Genomic DNA, 16269 nt, shown 5'->3' with positions numbered 1-16269 from the left:
GCCCTTGGTCCTCGCGTTGCCAGGTCGGGGTCGTGCACACTTGTCCGGGTGAACGGCGCACAGGTAGGCGGAACGCGCAGCTTCCTGCCTGCGGTCGAAGGGATGCGCGCGTGCGCCGCCATCGGCGTGGTCATCACGCACACCGCGTTCCAGACCGGGCACTCCACCGGCATCGGCGGGCGGCTGTTCGGCCGCTTCGACCTGGCCGTCGCGGTGTTCTTCGCGCTCTCGGGTTTCCTGCTGTGGCGCGGGCACGCCGCCTCGGTACGGGGTCTGCGGCACACGCCGGCGACCGGGCACTACCTGCGGTCGCGCATCGTGCGGATCATGCCGGGTTACCTGGTGGCGGTGATGGTGATCCTGTTGCTGCTGCCCGACGCAGACAACGCCAACCTGACGGTGTGGCTGGCCAATCTGACGCTCACCCAGATCTATGTGCCCTTGACGCTGACCGGCGGCCTGACCCAGATGTGGAGCCTGTCCGTCGAGGTCAGCTTCTACCTGGTGCTGCCGCTGCTCGCGTTGTTCGCCCGGCGGCTGCCGGTGCGGGCCCGGATACCGATGATCGCGGCCGTCGCCGTGGCCAGCTGGGGTTGGGGTTTCCTGATGGCCGCGCTGCCGTACGACGCGCCGGTCGGGATCAACCCACTGAACTGGCCACCGGCCTTCAGCTCCTGGTTCGCCGCGGGCATGCTGCTCGCCGAATGGACCGTCAGCGCACCCGGCCTGGCTCACCGCCTGGCGCGGCGCCGGTGGCTGATGGCCGGTGTGGCCGTCGTGGCGTATCTGGTGGCGGCCTCACCGGCGGCCGGTCCAGAAGGGTTGATTCCGGGTACCGCCGCTCAGTTCGCCCTCAAGACCGCGATGGGCGCGGTGCTGGCGGGTGTCTTGATCGCGCCGTTGGTGCTCGACCGGCCCGACACCACGCACCGCGTCCTGGGCAGCCCGGTGATGGTGACGCTGGGCCGCTGGTCCTACGGCCTGTTCGTCTGGCATCTGGCCGCTCTGGCGATGGTTTTCCCGGTGATCGGGGAGTTCGCCTTCAACGGGCACCTGCCCGTGGTGCTCGTGCTCACGCTGATCTTCGGATTCGCCATCGCTGCGGTCAGTTACGCGTTGGTCGAATCGCCGTGTCGTCAGGCGTTGCGGCGTTGGGAGTACCGGGCCGCCATGACTGGGAAGGCACCCCCGCTGGACAGTTCGGTCAGCGACTCGCCTGAGCCTGCAGTCGCGACATGACCTCGACGCAGGCCGCGGAGCGGCGCGCCTTGCCTGCGTCATCGCGCAGCGGGGTGTCGACGAATTCCACCCACCGGGGTACTTTGTGGCTCTCGAGGCGCTGCCGCAGGAATTCGGTGACGCCGGGCCCGTCGAGCCCAGCGCCGGTGGCGGCCTGCACCTGCACGTAGGGCAGCTGGCCCAGGTCGCCGGAATTCGGGTCGGGGACCCCGAAAGCCAAGCAGGACAGCACATCCGGGTGAGCGCCGAGGGCCGACTCGATCTCGGCGGGATATACGTTGCGACCGCCGACGGTGAACATGTCCACCCGGCGATCCGACAGGTACAGGAACCCGTCGGCATCGAAGTGGCCCAGGTCGCCGAGTGAATCCCAGCCGTCGCGGGACTTGGGCTCCGAGCCGACGTAGCGGTAGGTCGGCCTGCTCCCCGGGGTCGGCCGCATGTAGATCTCCCCCTCCTCGCCGGGCGCGCATTCGCGGCCGCTGTCGTCGAGCACTTTCATCTCGCCGCTGACGACGATGCCGACCGAGCCGCGATGGGTCAGCCACTGTGCGCCGTTGATGAACGTCAGCGCCTGCAGTTCGGTGCCGCCGTAGAGCTCCCAAAGCGCTTCGGGCCCAACCAGTTCGATCCAGGCTTCCTTGATAGCGGGCGGGCAGGGCGACGCGAGGTGCCAGAACCGCCGGATCGACGACAGATCGTAGGCGTCGGGGTCGGCCCGGTACGCCGGCAAGAGCCGCTGCATGATCGTCGGCACCGTCGCCAGGAACGTCACCCGGTGCTCGGTGACCAGTCGCAGGAACTCTCCTGCCTCGAATCGGGACATCAACACCAGGTGGTGGCCCATCAGCAGGCCGACCAGCGCCATCGTGCACCCGGTGTTGTGGCTCAGCGGCACCGATACCAGGTTGACATCGCCCTCCTGCGCGCCCAGCGGTGCGCCGATGGCCGCGGGCACTCGGCTGTCCCCACCGGCTTCGATGAGCTTGGGCCGCCCGGTGCTGCCGCCGGAGGCCATCGCCTTCCACGCCGGGGACACCGCCTCGGGCAGCGGGTCATCAGGCAATGCCGGGTCAGGCGCGAAACCCATGGGGACACTGGGGATTTCACTGTCCGGGTCGACGCGACCGACGATCAGTGCGCGTGGCCGCAACGCCAACAGGGCGGCGAACTCCGGATCGGGCATCCGCGGGGCCAACGGCTGCGGCACCGCCCCCAGCTTCCAGCACGCCACCGCGGCCTGGATCCACTCGATCGAATTGGGCACCGCGATCGTCACGTAATCGCCCACTCCCACCCCGATTTCGGCGTAGGCGCGAGCCAGCCGGTTGGTGCTCGCGTCCAACTCGGCGCGCGTCAGCGTCCGGCCGCCGGCGGTGACGGCAGGCGCTTCGGGGTCCAGGGCGGCCAGCGCGGAGATCTGCGTGCCGATCGGCGGGGTGGACTCGGCCATCTCAGTACCCGCCATTCGTGGCAAAAATCCTGCGCGGGTTGTGGATCAGCATGGTGTCGATCTGCTCATCGGTGATCCCGCGCGCCCGTAGGGCGGGCAGCACGTCGTTGTGGATGTGCAGGTAGTGCCAGTTCGGTGCGACCGCCGGGATCATGTCTTCGGGCAGCGCATCGAAGAAGCACATCGCGTCGTGGGAGAGCACCATCTTGTCGGCGTGACCGCGTTCGCACATCGTCGCGACGGTGGCGACCCGGTCCTCGAAGGGCAGCAGCAGATCGAGCCCGAACCGGTCCATCCCGAGGTAGGACCCGCCGGCGATCAACTCCTCGAGATAGCCGATATCGGTGGAATCCCCGGAGTGCCCGATGATCACCCTCGACAGGTCGACGCCCTCCTGCTCGAAGATCCGTTGCTGTTCCAGCCCGCGACGGGTGCCGGCGTGGGTGTGCGTCGAGATCGGTACCCCGGTCTGACGGTGCGCCACCGCCACCGCGCGCAGCACCCGCTCGACTCCCGGCGTGATACCCGGCCGATCGGTGGCGCACTTGAGGATCGCGGCTTTGACCCCGGTGTCGGCGATGCCCTGCTCGATATCGCGGACGAACAAGGCCGTCATGGTCTCCTCGCCGCCCAATTCGGCTCCGGGGCCGACGTAATGGAAATGCATGGGCACGTCATTGAAGGTGTACACCCCGGTCGCGACGAGGATGTTCAGCTCGGTCTGCGCGGCGACGCGGGCGACCCTGGGCAGATACCGGCCAAGCCCGATGACTGTCAGGTCGACGATGGTGTCGACGCCGCGTGCCTTGAGCTCATTGAGCCGGGTGACCGCATCGGCGACGCGGGCGTCTTCGTCACCCCAGGACTCCGGATAGTTCGCCATGATCTCCGGCGAGAGAATGAAGATGTGCTCATGCATCAGCGTGACGCCCAGCGCATCGGTGGTGACAGGTCCTCGTACGGTGTTTACCGGTGACACTCAGCCGATGCTAGGGCGGTCACGGCCCCGGTTCGGCGGAATCGGTCGGTCTGCCCCAGATGACTACCGACGCGGCGAGTAGGCCCACCGCGATCAGCGCCAGGAACTGAACCCCGGCGGAATGCCCGGCGTAGCCGTCGACCGATCGCCAAGGATGTCGGGCCAACACTGCCCCGGACAGGATGAATCCACCGGTGGTGCCGCCGAGGGTGAGCAGCCGGTCCCACCGCGCCCGGTCCCGCACCGCGTACAGCGCTGCCGCTGCCGCCCCGAATACCAGTGCGCCGACCAGTCCGGCGATCAACGCTCCGGCCACCACGACGGCGGCGGCCGCCCACGGGCCTGGATTCCAGGGCGCGACGGGCTGATCGTCGCGTCGCGGGCGCCGCGGCGGCACCAGCGCCAGCAGGAGCAGCAGCGGCAGCAGTGCGAGGCCACCCGCCAGTCCGATGCGGTACAGCGTGTTGGAGTCGAAGCTCAGCGTGACGGTGGTGGAGGCGCCTGCGGGCACCACCCAGCCCTGTTGCCAGCCGTTGACCGTGATGGGCGTCAGCGCGGATCCGGCTGCGGTCTTCGCGGTCCACCCCGGGCTGATGCTCTCGGGTACGACGAGTACCCGCGGTGCGGTCGCGGCGGGCACCCGGATCTCGCGATGATCTGGTGTCCAGGCCCCCGTCTCCACGGGAATCTTTGTCGCGCTAGGTAATTGGGTGCCCAACGGGCCGGTCAGCGTGGCACCGTCGACGGTGAACGTGGCGCGGGGGCTGATCAGCAGCTCCTGCTGCCCGGCGGGCAACAGCACGGGCTCCCGTTCGCACGGTTGCGCCGCGATGAGCGCACCGTCGAGCAGCGCGCCGACGGTGGTGCGGATCGAGGTCTGGATGAACCGGCCGGCCACCGCGATCACGGGTCCCTGACCGCACGCCACGGTGATCGCCCTGGCCCGGTTGACCGCGGCGTCGGCGGCGCCGATGGCGGTCCCGTCGGGACGTAGCGCGACAACTTCGGCCAGGCCAGGTGGTTTGACCTGGTCGAAGCCCAGCGCGGTCCGGTCGATGACGTCGTCCCAGTCCAGGAGGCTGATCTTGATGCTGCCGGTGACTCGTGGTTTGAGCGCGATCGTCTGGGGGCCGTCTGGGCCGAGTGCACGGACCTGGGGCCCGTCGCCCAGATCGACCGCCACCAGCCGCGGATGGGTGGGCAATGGCGAGGCGCTGGGCGTCAACGTCAGGGCGGCGACCTCGGTGGGCTGCGGCAAGGTCAGTGTCAGCGACGGTGCCGAGTGCTGTCCGACACCGCGCTGCGGGGCGGTCCAAGCCGTGCGCGGGTCACCGTCGGTGGCCGCGTACGCCGACCCCAGCACGTCGATGACATCCGAGTCGCCGTCGGCGTGGGTGGTGCCCGGCTCCCGGATCAGGTCGGCCAGATTTGGTCCTTGCCTGCCGTGCACCCAGACAGTCGGCAGCACGCTGATCGGTGCGGGCACGGTCAGCATCCGGCTGAAGTTGACCTGTTCTTCCGGGGCGAGAGCCATCGACGCCGCGCAGTGCACCCCGTCCGGTGCCGACGCGCATCCCGGCCTGCCCTGCAGCTCAGAACCCAAGTCCCACTGGGCAACCTGCGATGCCTGTGGTGGGCCCGGGATTAGCAGGGTGTGGCGCAGGCTGACGGGTTGGGCGAATCCGGCGGCGTCGTACTGCGTCAGGGACAGGTCGGTGATACCGAACTGCACTCCGCTGGACCCGTCGGTGGTGCCGACCGCGGTGATCCGCACCCACGGCGTCTCGCCGACGGGCAGCGCCACCGTCAGCGGGGTGCCGGGTTCGTCGATCTTCACCGTGGAGGTGCCGTTGGCGGTCGAGACCTGAACCCTGTCGACCTGGGCGCCGACCGCCGTCGGGCTGGGTGTCAACGTCAGCGTCGCGTTGGTGACGGGGTGGTCGAGGTCGACTTGCAGCCACTGGCCCACCGCCGCCTGCAGGCTGTTGGACACCCAACTGGTGCCGCTGTCCCCGTCGATCGCCGCGGCGGGCCCGGTTCCCGGCGCGACATAGGGCAGTGCGGTGGAATCCGCCGCCGAGCTCGACGCCGTCAGCCGGCCTCCGGACCAACCGCCCTCGACCGGCGCGGCGCCGGGCGTGGGATAGTCCGGCACCCGGTTGAAGGTATGACGCTGATCGTCGTTGGCGCGGGCCGCCGACGAATGGTCGTCGACGCGGCCGTAGTCGGTCTCTCTGACCACTGGGGTGTCGGTGACGGTGACGACGGGCACCGGCAGGCCGGCACGCTGCGCGTCGGCGGTCAGCAGGGCCGGGCCCAGCAGCGGCTGGTTGCGTAGCCGTCGCCGTTCATCAAGGCGCAGAAGAACTTCGGGCCCACCATCGACACGGGCCATCGAGTCGCTGTCGGTCAGATAGGGCGCTGCGGGGTTGGTCGGCGTATCGACCCGGTAGATCTCCACCGCCGGATATCGTGGCCGAAGCCCGCTGTCGGTGATGAACCCCTCCAGCGTCCCCGGACCGGTGGGGTCGCCGAACTGGGCCGCCTTCTCCAGTCCCGGCGACCCGTCGATGGTGCGGTGCACCAGGATCGGCCGCGCCGAGCGGGAGGTGTCGGGGTCCAGGTCGTTTCGTACCACCAGATACGAAATTCCTTGCCTGGCAAGGGTGTCGGCGAGTCCGGCGGACGGCCGACCCGCCGCGAACAGGCGTTGCACCGAGTCCAGCGCGCGAATCGTCTCGGGTGGGTTGAGTGGAATGGAATCGCGTACCCCCCACGGGCTTTCGCCCAGTACCTGGAGTGGCTCATCGTGGCTGGTGCCCCAGACCTGGGTGGCGAACGGCGCACCGGGAACCACCAGGACGCGGCCCGGCGTGGGGGTACCGGTGTTGTGCTCGGTCAGCCAGTCTGCCGCGGCGTGCCAATACTGCGGAATCCCGGTGAAGGCGCCTGGCGGGGTCAGCCGTCCCGTCCAGGCGATCGAGGTGCCGACGGTGAGCGCGACGAGCACCACGATCCCGACCGCGACCCGTTTGTCATCCTCGGGATGGGCGAAGGCGCGAATCCACACCGGCCTTGGTGCGCTGCCCGGCAGCGGGATGCGGCCCAGCAGGTGCGCCAGCCCCAGCGTCAGCGGCAGCCGCAGGACCGGTTCGAGCTTGTGCACATTGCGCAGCGGAGCGCCGCCGGCATCGAGGAACAGCTGCACCTGGTGGGCCAGCGGTGAGCCCAGCCCACCCGAATAGCCCAGCGCCAGCAGGACGACACCGATCAGCAGCATCGTCACCAGCCGGCCGCGGGCAGGCATCGACCGCGACGCCAGGCCGGCCAGTCCCGCCGCGGCCACCAGAGTGGTCGCGAGGATCGCCGCCGGACCGGTGACCAGCGAGGCGCCCGCGGTGGCCGTGGGCGCGACGAACGGGGTCCAGCTGTCGGTACCGCGCAGCATCTCGGTCAGCGATGCCCACTGCGTGGTCACGCCAGAGGATTCGATGAAGTCCAGGAACGGCGGGCTGATTCGGCCCAGGAGCACCAGCGCGACGGCCCACCAGAGCACCGCCAGCACGCTGGACAGCAACCACCACCCGCTGAAGCGCAGCCACTGCCGGTTCGGGCGGTGACAGGCCCACCAGATGATGGCGGGCAGACAGCCGGTGAGGGTGGCGACCGCATTGACCGCACCCATCAGTGCCAGGGCCAACCCCGCGCGGGCCGCCAGGACCCGCAGCGGTCTTTGATTGTCACCGCGCAGCGCCGTGATGACCGGCAGCAGCACCCAGGGCGCCAGCATCATCGGCAGGGTTTCCGACGATATCGAGCCGAGGGTGGTCAGCACCCGCGGCGACAAGGCGAACGCCACCGCAGCGATGAGCCGCGACGGCGTCGTGCCGATGTTCAGTTTCTCCGCGACCCGCAGCAGGCCCCAGAAGCCGGCGGTCAGCAGCAGCGCCCACCACAACCGCTGGGTGACCCAGCCCGGCAGCCCGAGCAGGTCACCGGCCAGGAAGAACGCCCCGTGCGGAAAGAGATAGCCGTAAGCCTGATTCTGGGCCTGGCCGAACGGCAGCTCGCTGTTCCACAGATTCGCCGCCCTGGCCAGGAACCGCAGCGGGTTGGCGGTGAGGTCGAGTTTGGTGTCAGGAGAGATGAGGCCCGGGGACTGGGCGAAGGCCAGCGCCAGTGCGACGGCGCCGACGAGCCACAGCCACCGTCGGGAGAGAGCTGTCGAGAGGGGAGGCGTAGCCGACCCGAGGGCCGGTTCGGACAGAACGCTCAGGACAAATCCGGCCTAGCCGCGGTCGCCGTACTCGACGCGGTTCAGCACCGACGAAGCGGGATCACCCGCGACCAGCGGCGGCTTGGTGTCTTGCTGCACCATCAGCGTCACCCCGAAAACCCCGGCTGCACCGAGCAGCAGACCGACCACAATGCTGGCGACGGCCGGCACCACGAACCGGGTCATGCGGGCTCCTCGCTGTGTGACAGGGATAGGCGGGTCGCCCGCCAAACTAGCACGGGAGCGGTCGGGGCCCGGATCGCGCGATCGGCCGGCGCCGTCGTGCCGATCCGGAAGCCCGGTCGGCATGGCGCGTTCGACAGCTACCGACCGGGCGGCCCGAGGGGCCATGACACAGTGGGGCATGGCTTTCTGGAGACTGCGGGCGCACACGTTGGTGTCCCTGGCGGCGCCGCTCGCCCTGTTGATGGCGTGCTCATCGGGGCCGCACCCGGCCTCGGCCACCCCCTCCTCGGAGGCTTCCGCGCCGGCCTCCACCTCGGCGCCCGCCGCTCCGGCCACTCAGGCCTGTGGTGATCCGGCGGCCATGCTCGGCGCCATGTCGACCCGCGACAAGCTCGCTCAACTGCTGATGGTCGGGGTCACCGGCGCCGACGATGCGCGCGCCGTGGTGACCGACTATCACGTCGGCGGAATCTTCATCGGCAGCTGGACCGACCTGTCGATGCTGTCGGACGGAGCACTGACCGCGATCACCGCCGGCGCGGGCCCACTGCCGCTGGCGGTCAGCGTCGACGAGGAAGGCGGCCGGGTCGAGCGGCTGGCGAAGCTGATCGGGGACCAGCAGTCGCCGCGGGTCCTGGCACAGACCCAGACGCCCGACCAGGTGTATGCGATCGCCCTGGCGCGTGGCCAGGCGATGCGGAAGCTGGGCATCACCGTCGATTTCGCGCCGGTCGCGGATGTCACCACCGAGCCCGACGACGACGTGATCGGCGACCGGTCCTTCGGTTCGGACCCGGCCGTCGTCACCGAATACGCCGGCGCCTACGCCCGCGGGCTGCGGGACGCCGGCCTGTTACCCGTGCTGAAGCACTTCCCCGGCCACGGCCACGGCTCCGGCGACTCGCATACCGGCGGCGTGGTGACGCCGCCGCTTGCCGACCTGCAGAACAACGATCTGGTCCCGTACCGGACGTTGACGACGCAGGCCCCGGTCGCGGTGATGGTCGGGCACCTGCAGGTACCCGACCTGACCGGCACCGATCCGGCGAGTCTGAGCCGTCCCGCCTACGACCTGCTGCGCAACGGCGGCTATGGCGGTCCGCCGTTCGACGGGCCGATCTTCACCGACGATCTGTCGTCGATGGCGGCGATCAACGCCCATTACGGGGTCGCCGAGGCGGTGCTGCGCAGCCTGCAGGCCGGCGCGGACGTCGCTCTGTGGGTGACCACCGAGGAGGTACCAGCGGTGCTGGATCGACTGGAGAAAGCCGTCGCCGCCGGCGAACTTGCGATGCCTGCCATCGACAACTCGGTGCTGCGGGTGGCGTCGTTCAAGGGGCCCAACCCGCACTGCTGAGAGGCCTACGTCGCGAGCTTGTCACCCATGCCGGCTCTGCATTGCCTACCCTGAAGTCAGCGGGCAGTCAGGTCAGGAAGGAACGATCACGTATGGCAGGTGGTACCAAGCGGTTGCCGCGTGCCGTCCGGGAGCAACAGATGCTCGACGCCGCCGTGCAGGTCTTCTCCATCAACGGCTATCACGAGACGTCGATGGATGCGATCGCCGCCAAAGCCGAGATCTCCAAACCGATGCTGTATCTGTACTACGGCTCGAAAGAGGAACTGTTCGGCGCCTGCCTGTCCCGGGAGCTGGGCAGATTCATCGAGGCGGTGCGGGCGGACATTGATTTCAAGCTGCCGCCCAAAGACATGCTGCGCGGCATCATCTTGTCCTTTCTGAGCTATATCGACGCCAACCGGGCTTCTTGGATCGTGTTGTACACCCAGGCCACCAGCTCGCAGGCCTTCGCGCACACGGTGCGCGAGGGCCGTGAGCGGATCATCGACCTGGTCGCCAGGATGCTCAGCGCAGGCACTCGGAATCCGGAGCCGGAGGCCGACTTTCAGATGATGGCGATCGCGCTGGTGGGTGCCGGTGAGGCGGTGGCCACCCGGGTCAGCGCAGGCGATGTCGATGTCGACGACGCGGCCGAGCTGATGATCAACCTGTTCTGGCGCGGCCTGAAAGGAAAACCCGCCGAGCGGGACGGCGTCGAGGCGAGCTCGGCACCGGGCTCGGTATCCGCGCATTTGTGACGAAGCTCGTCAGTTCATGGTGCCATGATGGTGAAAGCGGTTGCCGCCGAATCGTTTAGCGCGGTACATCGCCTGGTCGGCGGCGGTCACCAGACCGTCGATCAAAGCCTGGTGCTCGCCGTCCTGGGCGTCGTGCAGAGGGGCGCAGGCAGTTCCGATACTCGCCGTCACCGGGATCGGCAGATTCGCGATCGCATTGCAGATCCGTGTCGCCAGGGGTCCGGGGTCACTGGCATAGGACGTGTCGACGACGATGAATTCCTCGCCACCACTGCGCGCGGTGATCGCCGTATCTCTGGTGCTCGCGCGCAGCGCATTGGCGACCTGGACCAGTGCCTGATCGCCGGCTGCGTGGCCGTGACGATCGTTGAGCGATTTGAAGTTGTCCAGGTCGACCACCACGACCAACAGGAACATGTTGGGCGCCGGGCGGGCCAACAGGAGTCCCAGCGCTTTCTGCTGAAATGCCCGCCGGTTGAGCAGACCGGTGAGTGGGTCACGGTCGGCGTGGGCGAGGTCGTTGCCGAGCGCGCGGATCAGCACCGTGATGGCCATCGGCAAGGCGATGTTGACCTGGAGCACCAGGAAGAGGTCGACCGCGGCCATCGCGAGATGTCCGGCCCTCGCCAGCCTGATCGCCTGGTACAGCGCAACGCCGGCGGCGACGGCGAAGTTGTAGAACACGTATTTGGAGGTGTGGAAGAAGGCGATGTACGCGCCGCTGGTCGCGAAGGCGATACAGCCGACGAGGCCGGCCAGCGGATTCGGATGAGCCAGACAGGCCAGCGCGATCGACGTGTTGGTCACCACCGCAAACGCCAGGGATTGTGCCCGGGTCGGCCAGCGCGTCACCCACAGTGCGACGCCGAACATCCCGCCCGCGAAGGCTGTCCACGTCATCCCCACCGGTACCGCGCCGACCGCCCCATCTGCGCTGGTCAGCAATGCCACCAGGCACAGCGACAGCGTCAGTGAGATCGACGCCATCATGCACCTGGCCGCGCCGCTCATTCGGCGGGCATGCAGGTATCCACTGAGCCAGTCGTAATGAGTCGGTTGCTGCCACCACCGCTTCAGCAACGTCACCGTCACCGTCTCCGCCCCGTTCAGCAATGATGCGCGGCCCCAGCACATGCCAGGAGGGCCGAGTAGCTAACTGAATTTCGAGACTACCAAGTGACGCGTCGTGCTCGTGGCGAGTTAGAGACCCCGAATGCTGCCGGTCAGGTGGGGATAGCCCTTCGACATGTTGCGCAGGATCAGGTCCCAACCGTTCTCTACGTGTTCGACGTAGAGCCCTGCGCTCGCGGGCAGCAGTACCGGCTTACCGAATTTCACCGAGTACCGGACCGCCGGCGGCAGCTGGCCTTCGATATTGGCCAGGACTGCGGCCGCACTGAACATGCCGTGGGCGATGACGGTGGGGAAGCCGAACAACTTGGCGGCGATGGCATTCATGTGGATCGGGTTGAGGTCGCCACCGACCGCGCCGTACCGCCGGATCTGGGCGGGGGAGATGCGCAGGATGGAGTTCGGCGGCGGCAGCTTGTGCTGCTTCTGGGGCGGAGGTTTGGGTTCATCGGACAGGCTGGTCCGCTGTTGGTGCAGGAACGTCGTGACCTGGTGCCAGACCGTCTCGTTGCCCACGTTGACGTCGGTGACCAGGTCGACGAGCAGGCCCTTGCGGTGTTCGCGCAGGTTCTCGGCGTGCACGGCGACTCCGACGGCGTCGGTGACCGCGATCGGGCGGTACTGCGTGATGTGGTTCTCGATGTGGACCGATCCCATTGCGGCAAAAGGAAAGTCGAAGCCCGACACCAGCGACATCATGATCGGGAAGGTCAGCGCGAACGGGTAGGTCAGAGGCACGGTGTCGCCGTACCGCAGCCCGGTGATGGCGGCATAGGCCGCGACATTTTCGCGGTCGATGGCCAGCTCGGGCACCGTCACGGTGCGCCGTGGCAACTCGTCGCCGCGCGGGATGAAGGGCAGCGCGCCGGCCGCGGCGCGCACCATGTTCATCAGGCCGCTGGGCTCATCTCCAGTGCTGCTCATCAGGCCCCCAACATGGCCTGGCCGCACACCCGGATCACGTTGCCGGTCACGGCATTGGAGGCGGGGCTGGCGAAGAACGCGATGGCTTCCGCGACGTCGACGGGTTCACCGCCCTGGAACAGGGAGTTCATTCGCCGCCCGACCTCGCGGGTGGCCAGCGGGATCGCAGCAGTCATGGCGGTCTCGATGAACCCGGGTGCGACGGCGTTGATGGTGATGCCCTTGTCTGCCAGTACCGGCGCGAGTGCCTGTGTCAGGCCGATCATCCCGGCTTTGGTGGCAGCGTAGTTGGTCTGGCCACGGTTGCCGGCGATGCCGGCCATCGATGACAGACCCACGATCCGGCCGCCGTCGGTGATGCTGCCGTTGGCGACCAGACCTTCGGTGAGTTGTTGCGGCGCAAGTAGATTCACGGCGACGACGGCGTTCCAACGGGCGTCGTCCATATTGGCCAGGAGCTTGTCGCGGGTGATGCCGGCATTGTTGACCAGTACGTCGGCCCGCCCGGCATGGTGTTCTCGCAGGTGTTCGGTGATGCGGTCGACGGCGTCGGCGGCGGTCACGTCGAGAGCCAGCGCGGTGCCACCGACCTTGGCGGCCTGCGTGAAGAGAGCATCGGAGGCACCTGCCGGACCTTCGACGTCGATGGCGACCACCTTGGCGCCGTCGCGGGCGAACACCTCGGTGATGGTGGCGCCGATACCGCGCGCGGCGCCGGTGACGATGGCCACTTTGCCGTCCAGCGGCTTGTCCCAGTCGGCCGGCGGGGTCGAATCGGCGGGCCCGACGTAGTAGACCTGGCCGTCGACGTAGGCCGACTTCGCCGACAGGATGAATCGCAGCGTGGACTCCAGGCCCGTTGCGGCGGGTTTGGCGTCCGGTGAGAGATACACCAACGACACGGTGGCACCGCGCTGCATTTCCTTGCCGAGTGAGCGGGTGAAGCCCTCCAGCGCGCGCTGCGCGATGTGTTCGTCGATGGAGCCGGTCCGGTCAGGGGTGGTACCGACCACGACGATGCGGCCGGAGTGGCCGATGTTGCGCAGCAGCGGCGTGAAGAAGTCGTGCAGCGCCTTGAGTCCCACGGGGGTGGTGATCCCGGTGGCGTCGAACAGCAGCCCGCCGAACGAATCCGCCCAGCGGCCGCCGAGGTTGTCCCCGACGAGGTCGTAGTCCTCGGCCAGGGCGGTGCGCATCGGCTCGGCGACGCGGCCCGTACCGCCGATCAGCAGCGAGCCGGCCAGCGCTGGTTCGCCGGCGCGGTAGCGCCGCAGGTTCTCGGCCTGGGGAACGCCCAGCTGTTTGGCCAGGAATGACCCGGGGCCCGAGTTGACGACTTGGGAGAACAGATCGGTAGCCACTGCGCTGCCTTTCGTGGATATGGGTACTTCGTCGGGTGGGGGTACCCGGGTTGTCATATGAATCACGAACTTACTCCAGAGTAAGAACGGTGGGTAGTATGACTCTCGACACGTGGAAGTCTCTCGTCATACAGAAAGAACTGGAGAAAACCGTGGCCGATACCAAGTCCGTCCGCCGAGTGGCCATTCTCGGCGGTAACCGGATCCCGTTTGCGCGATCCGACAGCGCCTACGCGCAGGCGTCCAACCAGGACATGTTCACCGCGGCGCTGACCGGCCTCATCGACCGGTTCCACCTCGAAGGAGAGCGCCTCGGGGCCGTCGTCGGAGGCGCGGTGCTCAAACACAGCCGGGACTTCAACCTCATGCGGGAATGCGTGCTGGGCAGCGCGTTGTCGCCCTACACCCCGGCCTATGACCTGCAGCAGGCCTGTGGCACCGGGTTGCAGTCCGCGATCGCGGTTGCCAACGGCATCGCGCTCGGCCAGTACGACTCGGGAGCGGCAGGCGGGGTGGACACCACCTCCGACGCCCCGATCGCCTTCGGCGACGACCTGCGCCGGGTCCTGCTCGGCCTGCGTCGCGGGAAGTCGAACGTCGACCGGCTCAAACTGGTCGGCAAGTTGCCCGCCGCACTCGGCGTCGAGATCCCCACCAACGGCGAACCGCGCACCGGCATGTCGATGGGCGAGCACGCCGCCATCACCGCCAAACAGATGGGCATCAAACGCGTCGACCAGGACGCCCTCGCCGCGGCCAGTCACCAGAACATGGCCGCCGCCTACGACCGCGGTTTCTTCGACGACCTCGTCAGTCCTTTTCTGGGGCTGTACCGCGACAACAACCTGCGTGCCGACTCGACAGTCGAGAAACTGGCGAAGCTCAAGCCGGTCTTCGGGGTGAAGAACGGCGACGCGACGATGACTGCGGGCAACTCGACACCGTTGACCGACGGCGCCTCGGTGGCGTTGCTGTCGAGTGACGAATGGGCGCAGGAGCGTTCGCTTCCGGTGCTGGCCTACTTCGTCGACGGTGAGACCGCCGCAGTGGATTATGTCAACGGCTCCGACGGCCTGTTGATGGCGCCGACCTACGCGGTGCCGCGACTGCTGGCACGCAACGGCGTGACCTTGCAGGACTTCGACTTTTACGAAATTCACGAGGCATTTGCGTCAGTGGTGCTGGCCACGCTGGCGGCATGGGAGTCCGAGGAGTACTGCAAGGAGCGGCTCGGCCTGGACAGCGCGCTGGGTTCCATCGACCGGTCCAAGCTCAACGTCAACGGTTCGTCGCTCGCCGCCGGCCATCCCTTCGCGGCAACGGGCGGCCGGATCGTCGCGCAACTCGCCAAGCAGCTGGCGGAGAAGAAGGCGGAGACGGGCAAGCCGGTCCGCGGCCTCATCTCGATCTGCGCGGCCGGCGGCCAAGGCGTTGCTGCAATTCTCGAAGCCTGACGTCAGAGCGCTGCCAAACGTTGCCCAAAATAGTTCGAAAATTAGTCGTGGGTTTCGTAACGTCGGCGCTCGGGTAAGCGATGATATGGATAGCTCCGTGTTGCCGTCTGACCCCCCGACCCGACGGCAACACGGGGCATCCTCTTATCCGGGCCCGATCTCGACGCGGATAAGAGACCGCCGCTGGACGTGAGGGGAATCCAGCGGCGGTCATCCGCGACATCAATATCAGTTTCGCGGTGCTTGCCGAGCGTGGACAATCGCGGCGTGGACGATATGCCCCTGTTCTGCGGTACGAGCCTGGCACGGCGCATCGAATCAGCCGAAGCTCATCTCATCCTGGCCGCGACCGAGGCTGCCCGCCGGAGAGGTGCCAAGGGTCTGGCCATTCCCGTGGCTGGCGGTTTCGCGTGCTTCGCCGAGAGTGCTTCGCCCATGAACAAGGTTGTGGGGTTGGGCTTCGATGGGGTTCCCGACGGCGCCGCCTGGGACGAGATGGAACGGGCAATGTTCGCCTGCGGCGTCGCCGTCCAAGTTGAGCTATCCAACCTCGCAGACCCGGATGTGGCTGCGCTGCTGGCGGATCGCGGCTACCGGCTGGTCGGATTCGAGAACGTGCTAGGTCACGGTCTTCGGCTGAATGCCGAGCCCGCCGCACCCCACGGGATCGAGGTGCGTGCGACCAACGATATCGACGCGTGGGTCGACGTGGTGGTGGAGGGCTTTGCTCATCCCGACTCTGCTGATTCCGCCAACGAGGGGGTGCCCAGCCACGAGGAGTTTCCGCGGGACGTCATCGACCGTGCCGAGCGTGACTTCGAGCAGGCCGGGGCCATCGCCTATGTCGCGATGTGCGACGGCGTCATCGCTGGCGGCGGCAGCGTCCGTCTGACAGACGGCATCGCCCAGCTCACCGGCGCCGCCACCGCCCCGGCGTTCCGGCGCCGTGGCGTACAGACTGCGCTGTTGGCGGCCCGGCTGTGGAAAGCCGCCCAGGCTGGATGCGATATCGCGGTCGTCGCCACCGCGCCCGGCTCGACCTCGCAGAAGAACGTCCAGAACAACGGCTTTCAGCTGCTGTACACCCGTGCGGTGATGGTCAAGGCGCCCCCACCTGCCTTACCCCGCGAACACAAAAGGCCCCCGCCGAAGCGGGAGCCTTGAGCGTC

Annotated in this window: 12 protein-coding genes; 5 read left to right on the top strand and 7 right to left on the bottom strand. The window is 68.0% G+C overall.

Annotated elements, in window-relative coordinates:
- Positions 1 to 102: 102 nt before the first annotated feature.
- On the top strand, positions 103 to 1239 hold the full coding sequence (locus H7J73_RS06400) for an acyltransferase family protein (RefSeq protein ID WP_264066665.1): 1137 nt from the start codon (positions 103 to 105) through the stop codon (positions 1237 to 1239).
- Here the strand turns inward: H7J73_RS06400 and H7J73_RS06395 are convergent.
- From H7J73_RS06395 to H7J73_RS06380, 4 genes are read right to left on the bottom strand one after another with little or no spacing between them, the layout of a single operon-like run.
- Positions 1205 to 2692, bottom strand: a complete 1488-nt coding sequence (locus H7J73_RS06395; RefSeq protein ID WP_264066664.1) for an AMP-binding protein — start codon at positions 2690 to 2692, stop codon at positions 1205 to 1207. The genes H7J73_RS06400 and H7J73_RS06395 overlap by 35 nt on opposite strands.
- A gap of 1 nt (position 2693) precedes the next feature.
- The gene (locus H7J73_RS06390; protein WP_264066428.1) at positions 2694 to 3671 is read right to left on the bottom strand and encodes a phosphotriesterase family protein; all 978 of its coding nucleotides are present in this window, start codon (positions 3669 to 3671) and stop codon (positions 2694 to 2696) included.
- Positions 3672 to 3690: 19 nt separating this feature from the next.
- Positions 3691 to 7938: an alpha-(1->3)-arabinofuranosyltransferase gene (locus H7J73_RS06385; protein ID WP_264066663.1), complete on the bottom strand. Its 4248-nt coding sequence runs from the start codon at positions 7936 to 7938 to the stop codon at positions 3691 to 3693.
- 21 nt (positions 7939 to 7959) lie between these two features.
- Positions 7960 to 8133, bottom strand: coding sequence for a DUF2613 domain-containing protein (locus tag H7J73_RS06380; RefSeq protein WP_264066427.1), 174 nt, complete (start codon positions 8131 to 8133; stop codon positions 7960 to 7962).
- A gap of 178 nt (positions 8134 to 8311) precedes the next feature.
- Between H7J73_RS06380 and H7J73_RS06375 the strand changes: the two genes are divergently transcribed.
- Positions 8312 to 9490 (top strand): glycoside hydrolase family 3 N-terminal domain-containing protein, encoded by a 1179-nt coding sequence (locus tag H7J73_RS06375; RefSeq protein WP_264066426.1) that lies wholly within the window; start codon positions 8312 to 8314, stop codon positions 9488 to 9490.
- A 92-nt stretch (positions 9491 to 9582) separates the two neighbouring features.
- Positions 9583 to 10230, top strand: a complete 648-nt coding sequence (locus H7J73_RS06370; protein ID WP_264066425.1) for a TetR/AcrR family transcriptional regulator — start codon at positions 9583 to 9585, stop codon at positions 10228 to 10230.
- Positions 10231 to 10239: 9 nt separating this feature from the next.
- Here the strand turns inward: H7J73_RS06370 and H7J73_RS06365 are convergent, their stop codons facing one another.
- The 3 genes from H7J73_RS06365 to H7J73_RS06355 form a co-directional block, all read right to left on the bottom strand.
- Positions 10240 to 11316, bottom strand: coding sequence for a GGDEF domain-containing protein (locus H7J73_RS06365; RefSeq protein WP_264066424.1), 1077 nt, complete (start codon positions 11314 to 11316; stop codon positions 10240 to 10242).
- A gap of 114 nt (positions 11317 to 11430) precedes the next feature.
- Complete coding sequence (locus H7J73_RS06360; protein WP_264066422.1) at positions 11431 to 12285, bottom strand: MaoC/PaaZ C-terminal domain-containing protein; 855 nt, start codon at positions 12283 to 12285, stop codon at positions 11431 to 11433.
- Positions 12285 to 13703 carry a 3-oxoacyl-ACP reductase gene (locus tag H7J73_RS06355; protein WP_264066421.1) on the bottom strand — a complete coding sequence of 473 codons (1419 nt, stop codon included), beginning with the start codon at positions 13701 to 13703 and terminating at the stop codon, positions 12285 to 12287. The genes H7J73_RS06360 and H7J73_RS06355 overlap by 1 nt, the downstream gene beginning before the upstream one ends.
- A 95-nt stretch (positions 13704 to 13798) precedes the next feature.
- Between H7J73_RS06355 and H7J73_RS06350 the strand changes: the two genes are divergently transcribed.
- Both H7J73_RS06350 and H7J73_RS06345 read left to right on the top strand, forming a co-directional pair.
- The gene (locus H7J73_RS06350) at positions 13799 to 15100 is read left to right on the top strand and encodes an acetyl-CoA C-acetyltransferase (protein WP_264066662.1); all 1302 of its coding nucleotides are present in this window, start codon (positions 13799 to 13801) and stop codon (positions 15098 to 15100) included.
- Between the two features lie 276 nt (positions 15101 to 15376).
- Entirely contained in the window at positions 15377 to 16264 is an 888-nt protein-coding gene (locus H7J73_RS06345; protein WP_264066661.1) for a GNAT family N-acetyltransferase, read from the top strand.
- The last annotated feature ends 5 nt before the right edge of the window (positions 16265 to 16269 follow it).

This window comes from Mycolicibacterium komossense (genome assembly GCF_025822605.1).
GTDB classification, from domain to species: domain Bacteria; phylum Actinomycetota; class Actinomycetes; order Mycobacteriales; family Mycobacteriaceae; genus Mycobacterium; species Mycobacterium komossense.
This window is presented reverse-complemented; position numbering and strand designations above follow the sequence as displayed.

Coding starts and splice junctions, on each gene's coding strand:
- H7J73_RS06395 (WP_264066664.1), bottom strand. CDS start 2,692: ATGGCCGAGTCCACCCCGCCGATCGGCACGCAGATCTCCGCGCTGGCC.
- H7J73_RS06380 (WP_264066427.1), bottom strand. CDS start 8,133: ATGACCCGGTTCGTGGTGCCGGCCGTCGCCAGCATTGTGGTCGGTCTG.
- H7J73_RS06375 (WP_264066426.1), top strand. CDS start 8,312: ATGGCTTTCTGGAGACTGCGGGCGCACACGTTGGTGTCCCTGGCGGCG.
- H7J73_RS06345 (WP_264066661.1), top strand. CDS start 15,377: ATGCCCCTGTTCTGCGGTACGAGCCTGGCACGGCGCATCGAATCAGCC.
- H7J73_RS06355 (WP_264066421.1), bottom strand. CDS start 13,703: ATGACAACCCGGGTACCCCCACCCGACGAAGTACCCATATCCACGAAA.
- H7J73_RS06370 (WP_264066425.1), top strand. CDS start 9,583: ATGGCAGGTGGTACCAAGCGGTTGCCGCGTGCCGTCCGGGAGCAACAG.
- H7J73_RS06400 (WP_264066665.1), top strand. CDS start 103: ATGCGCGCGTGCGCCGCCATCGGCGTGGTCATCACGCACACCGCGTTC.
- H7J73_RS06360 (WP_264066422.1), bottom strand. CDS start 12,285: ATGAGCAGCACTGGAGATGAGCCCAGCGGCCTGATGAACATGGTGCGC.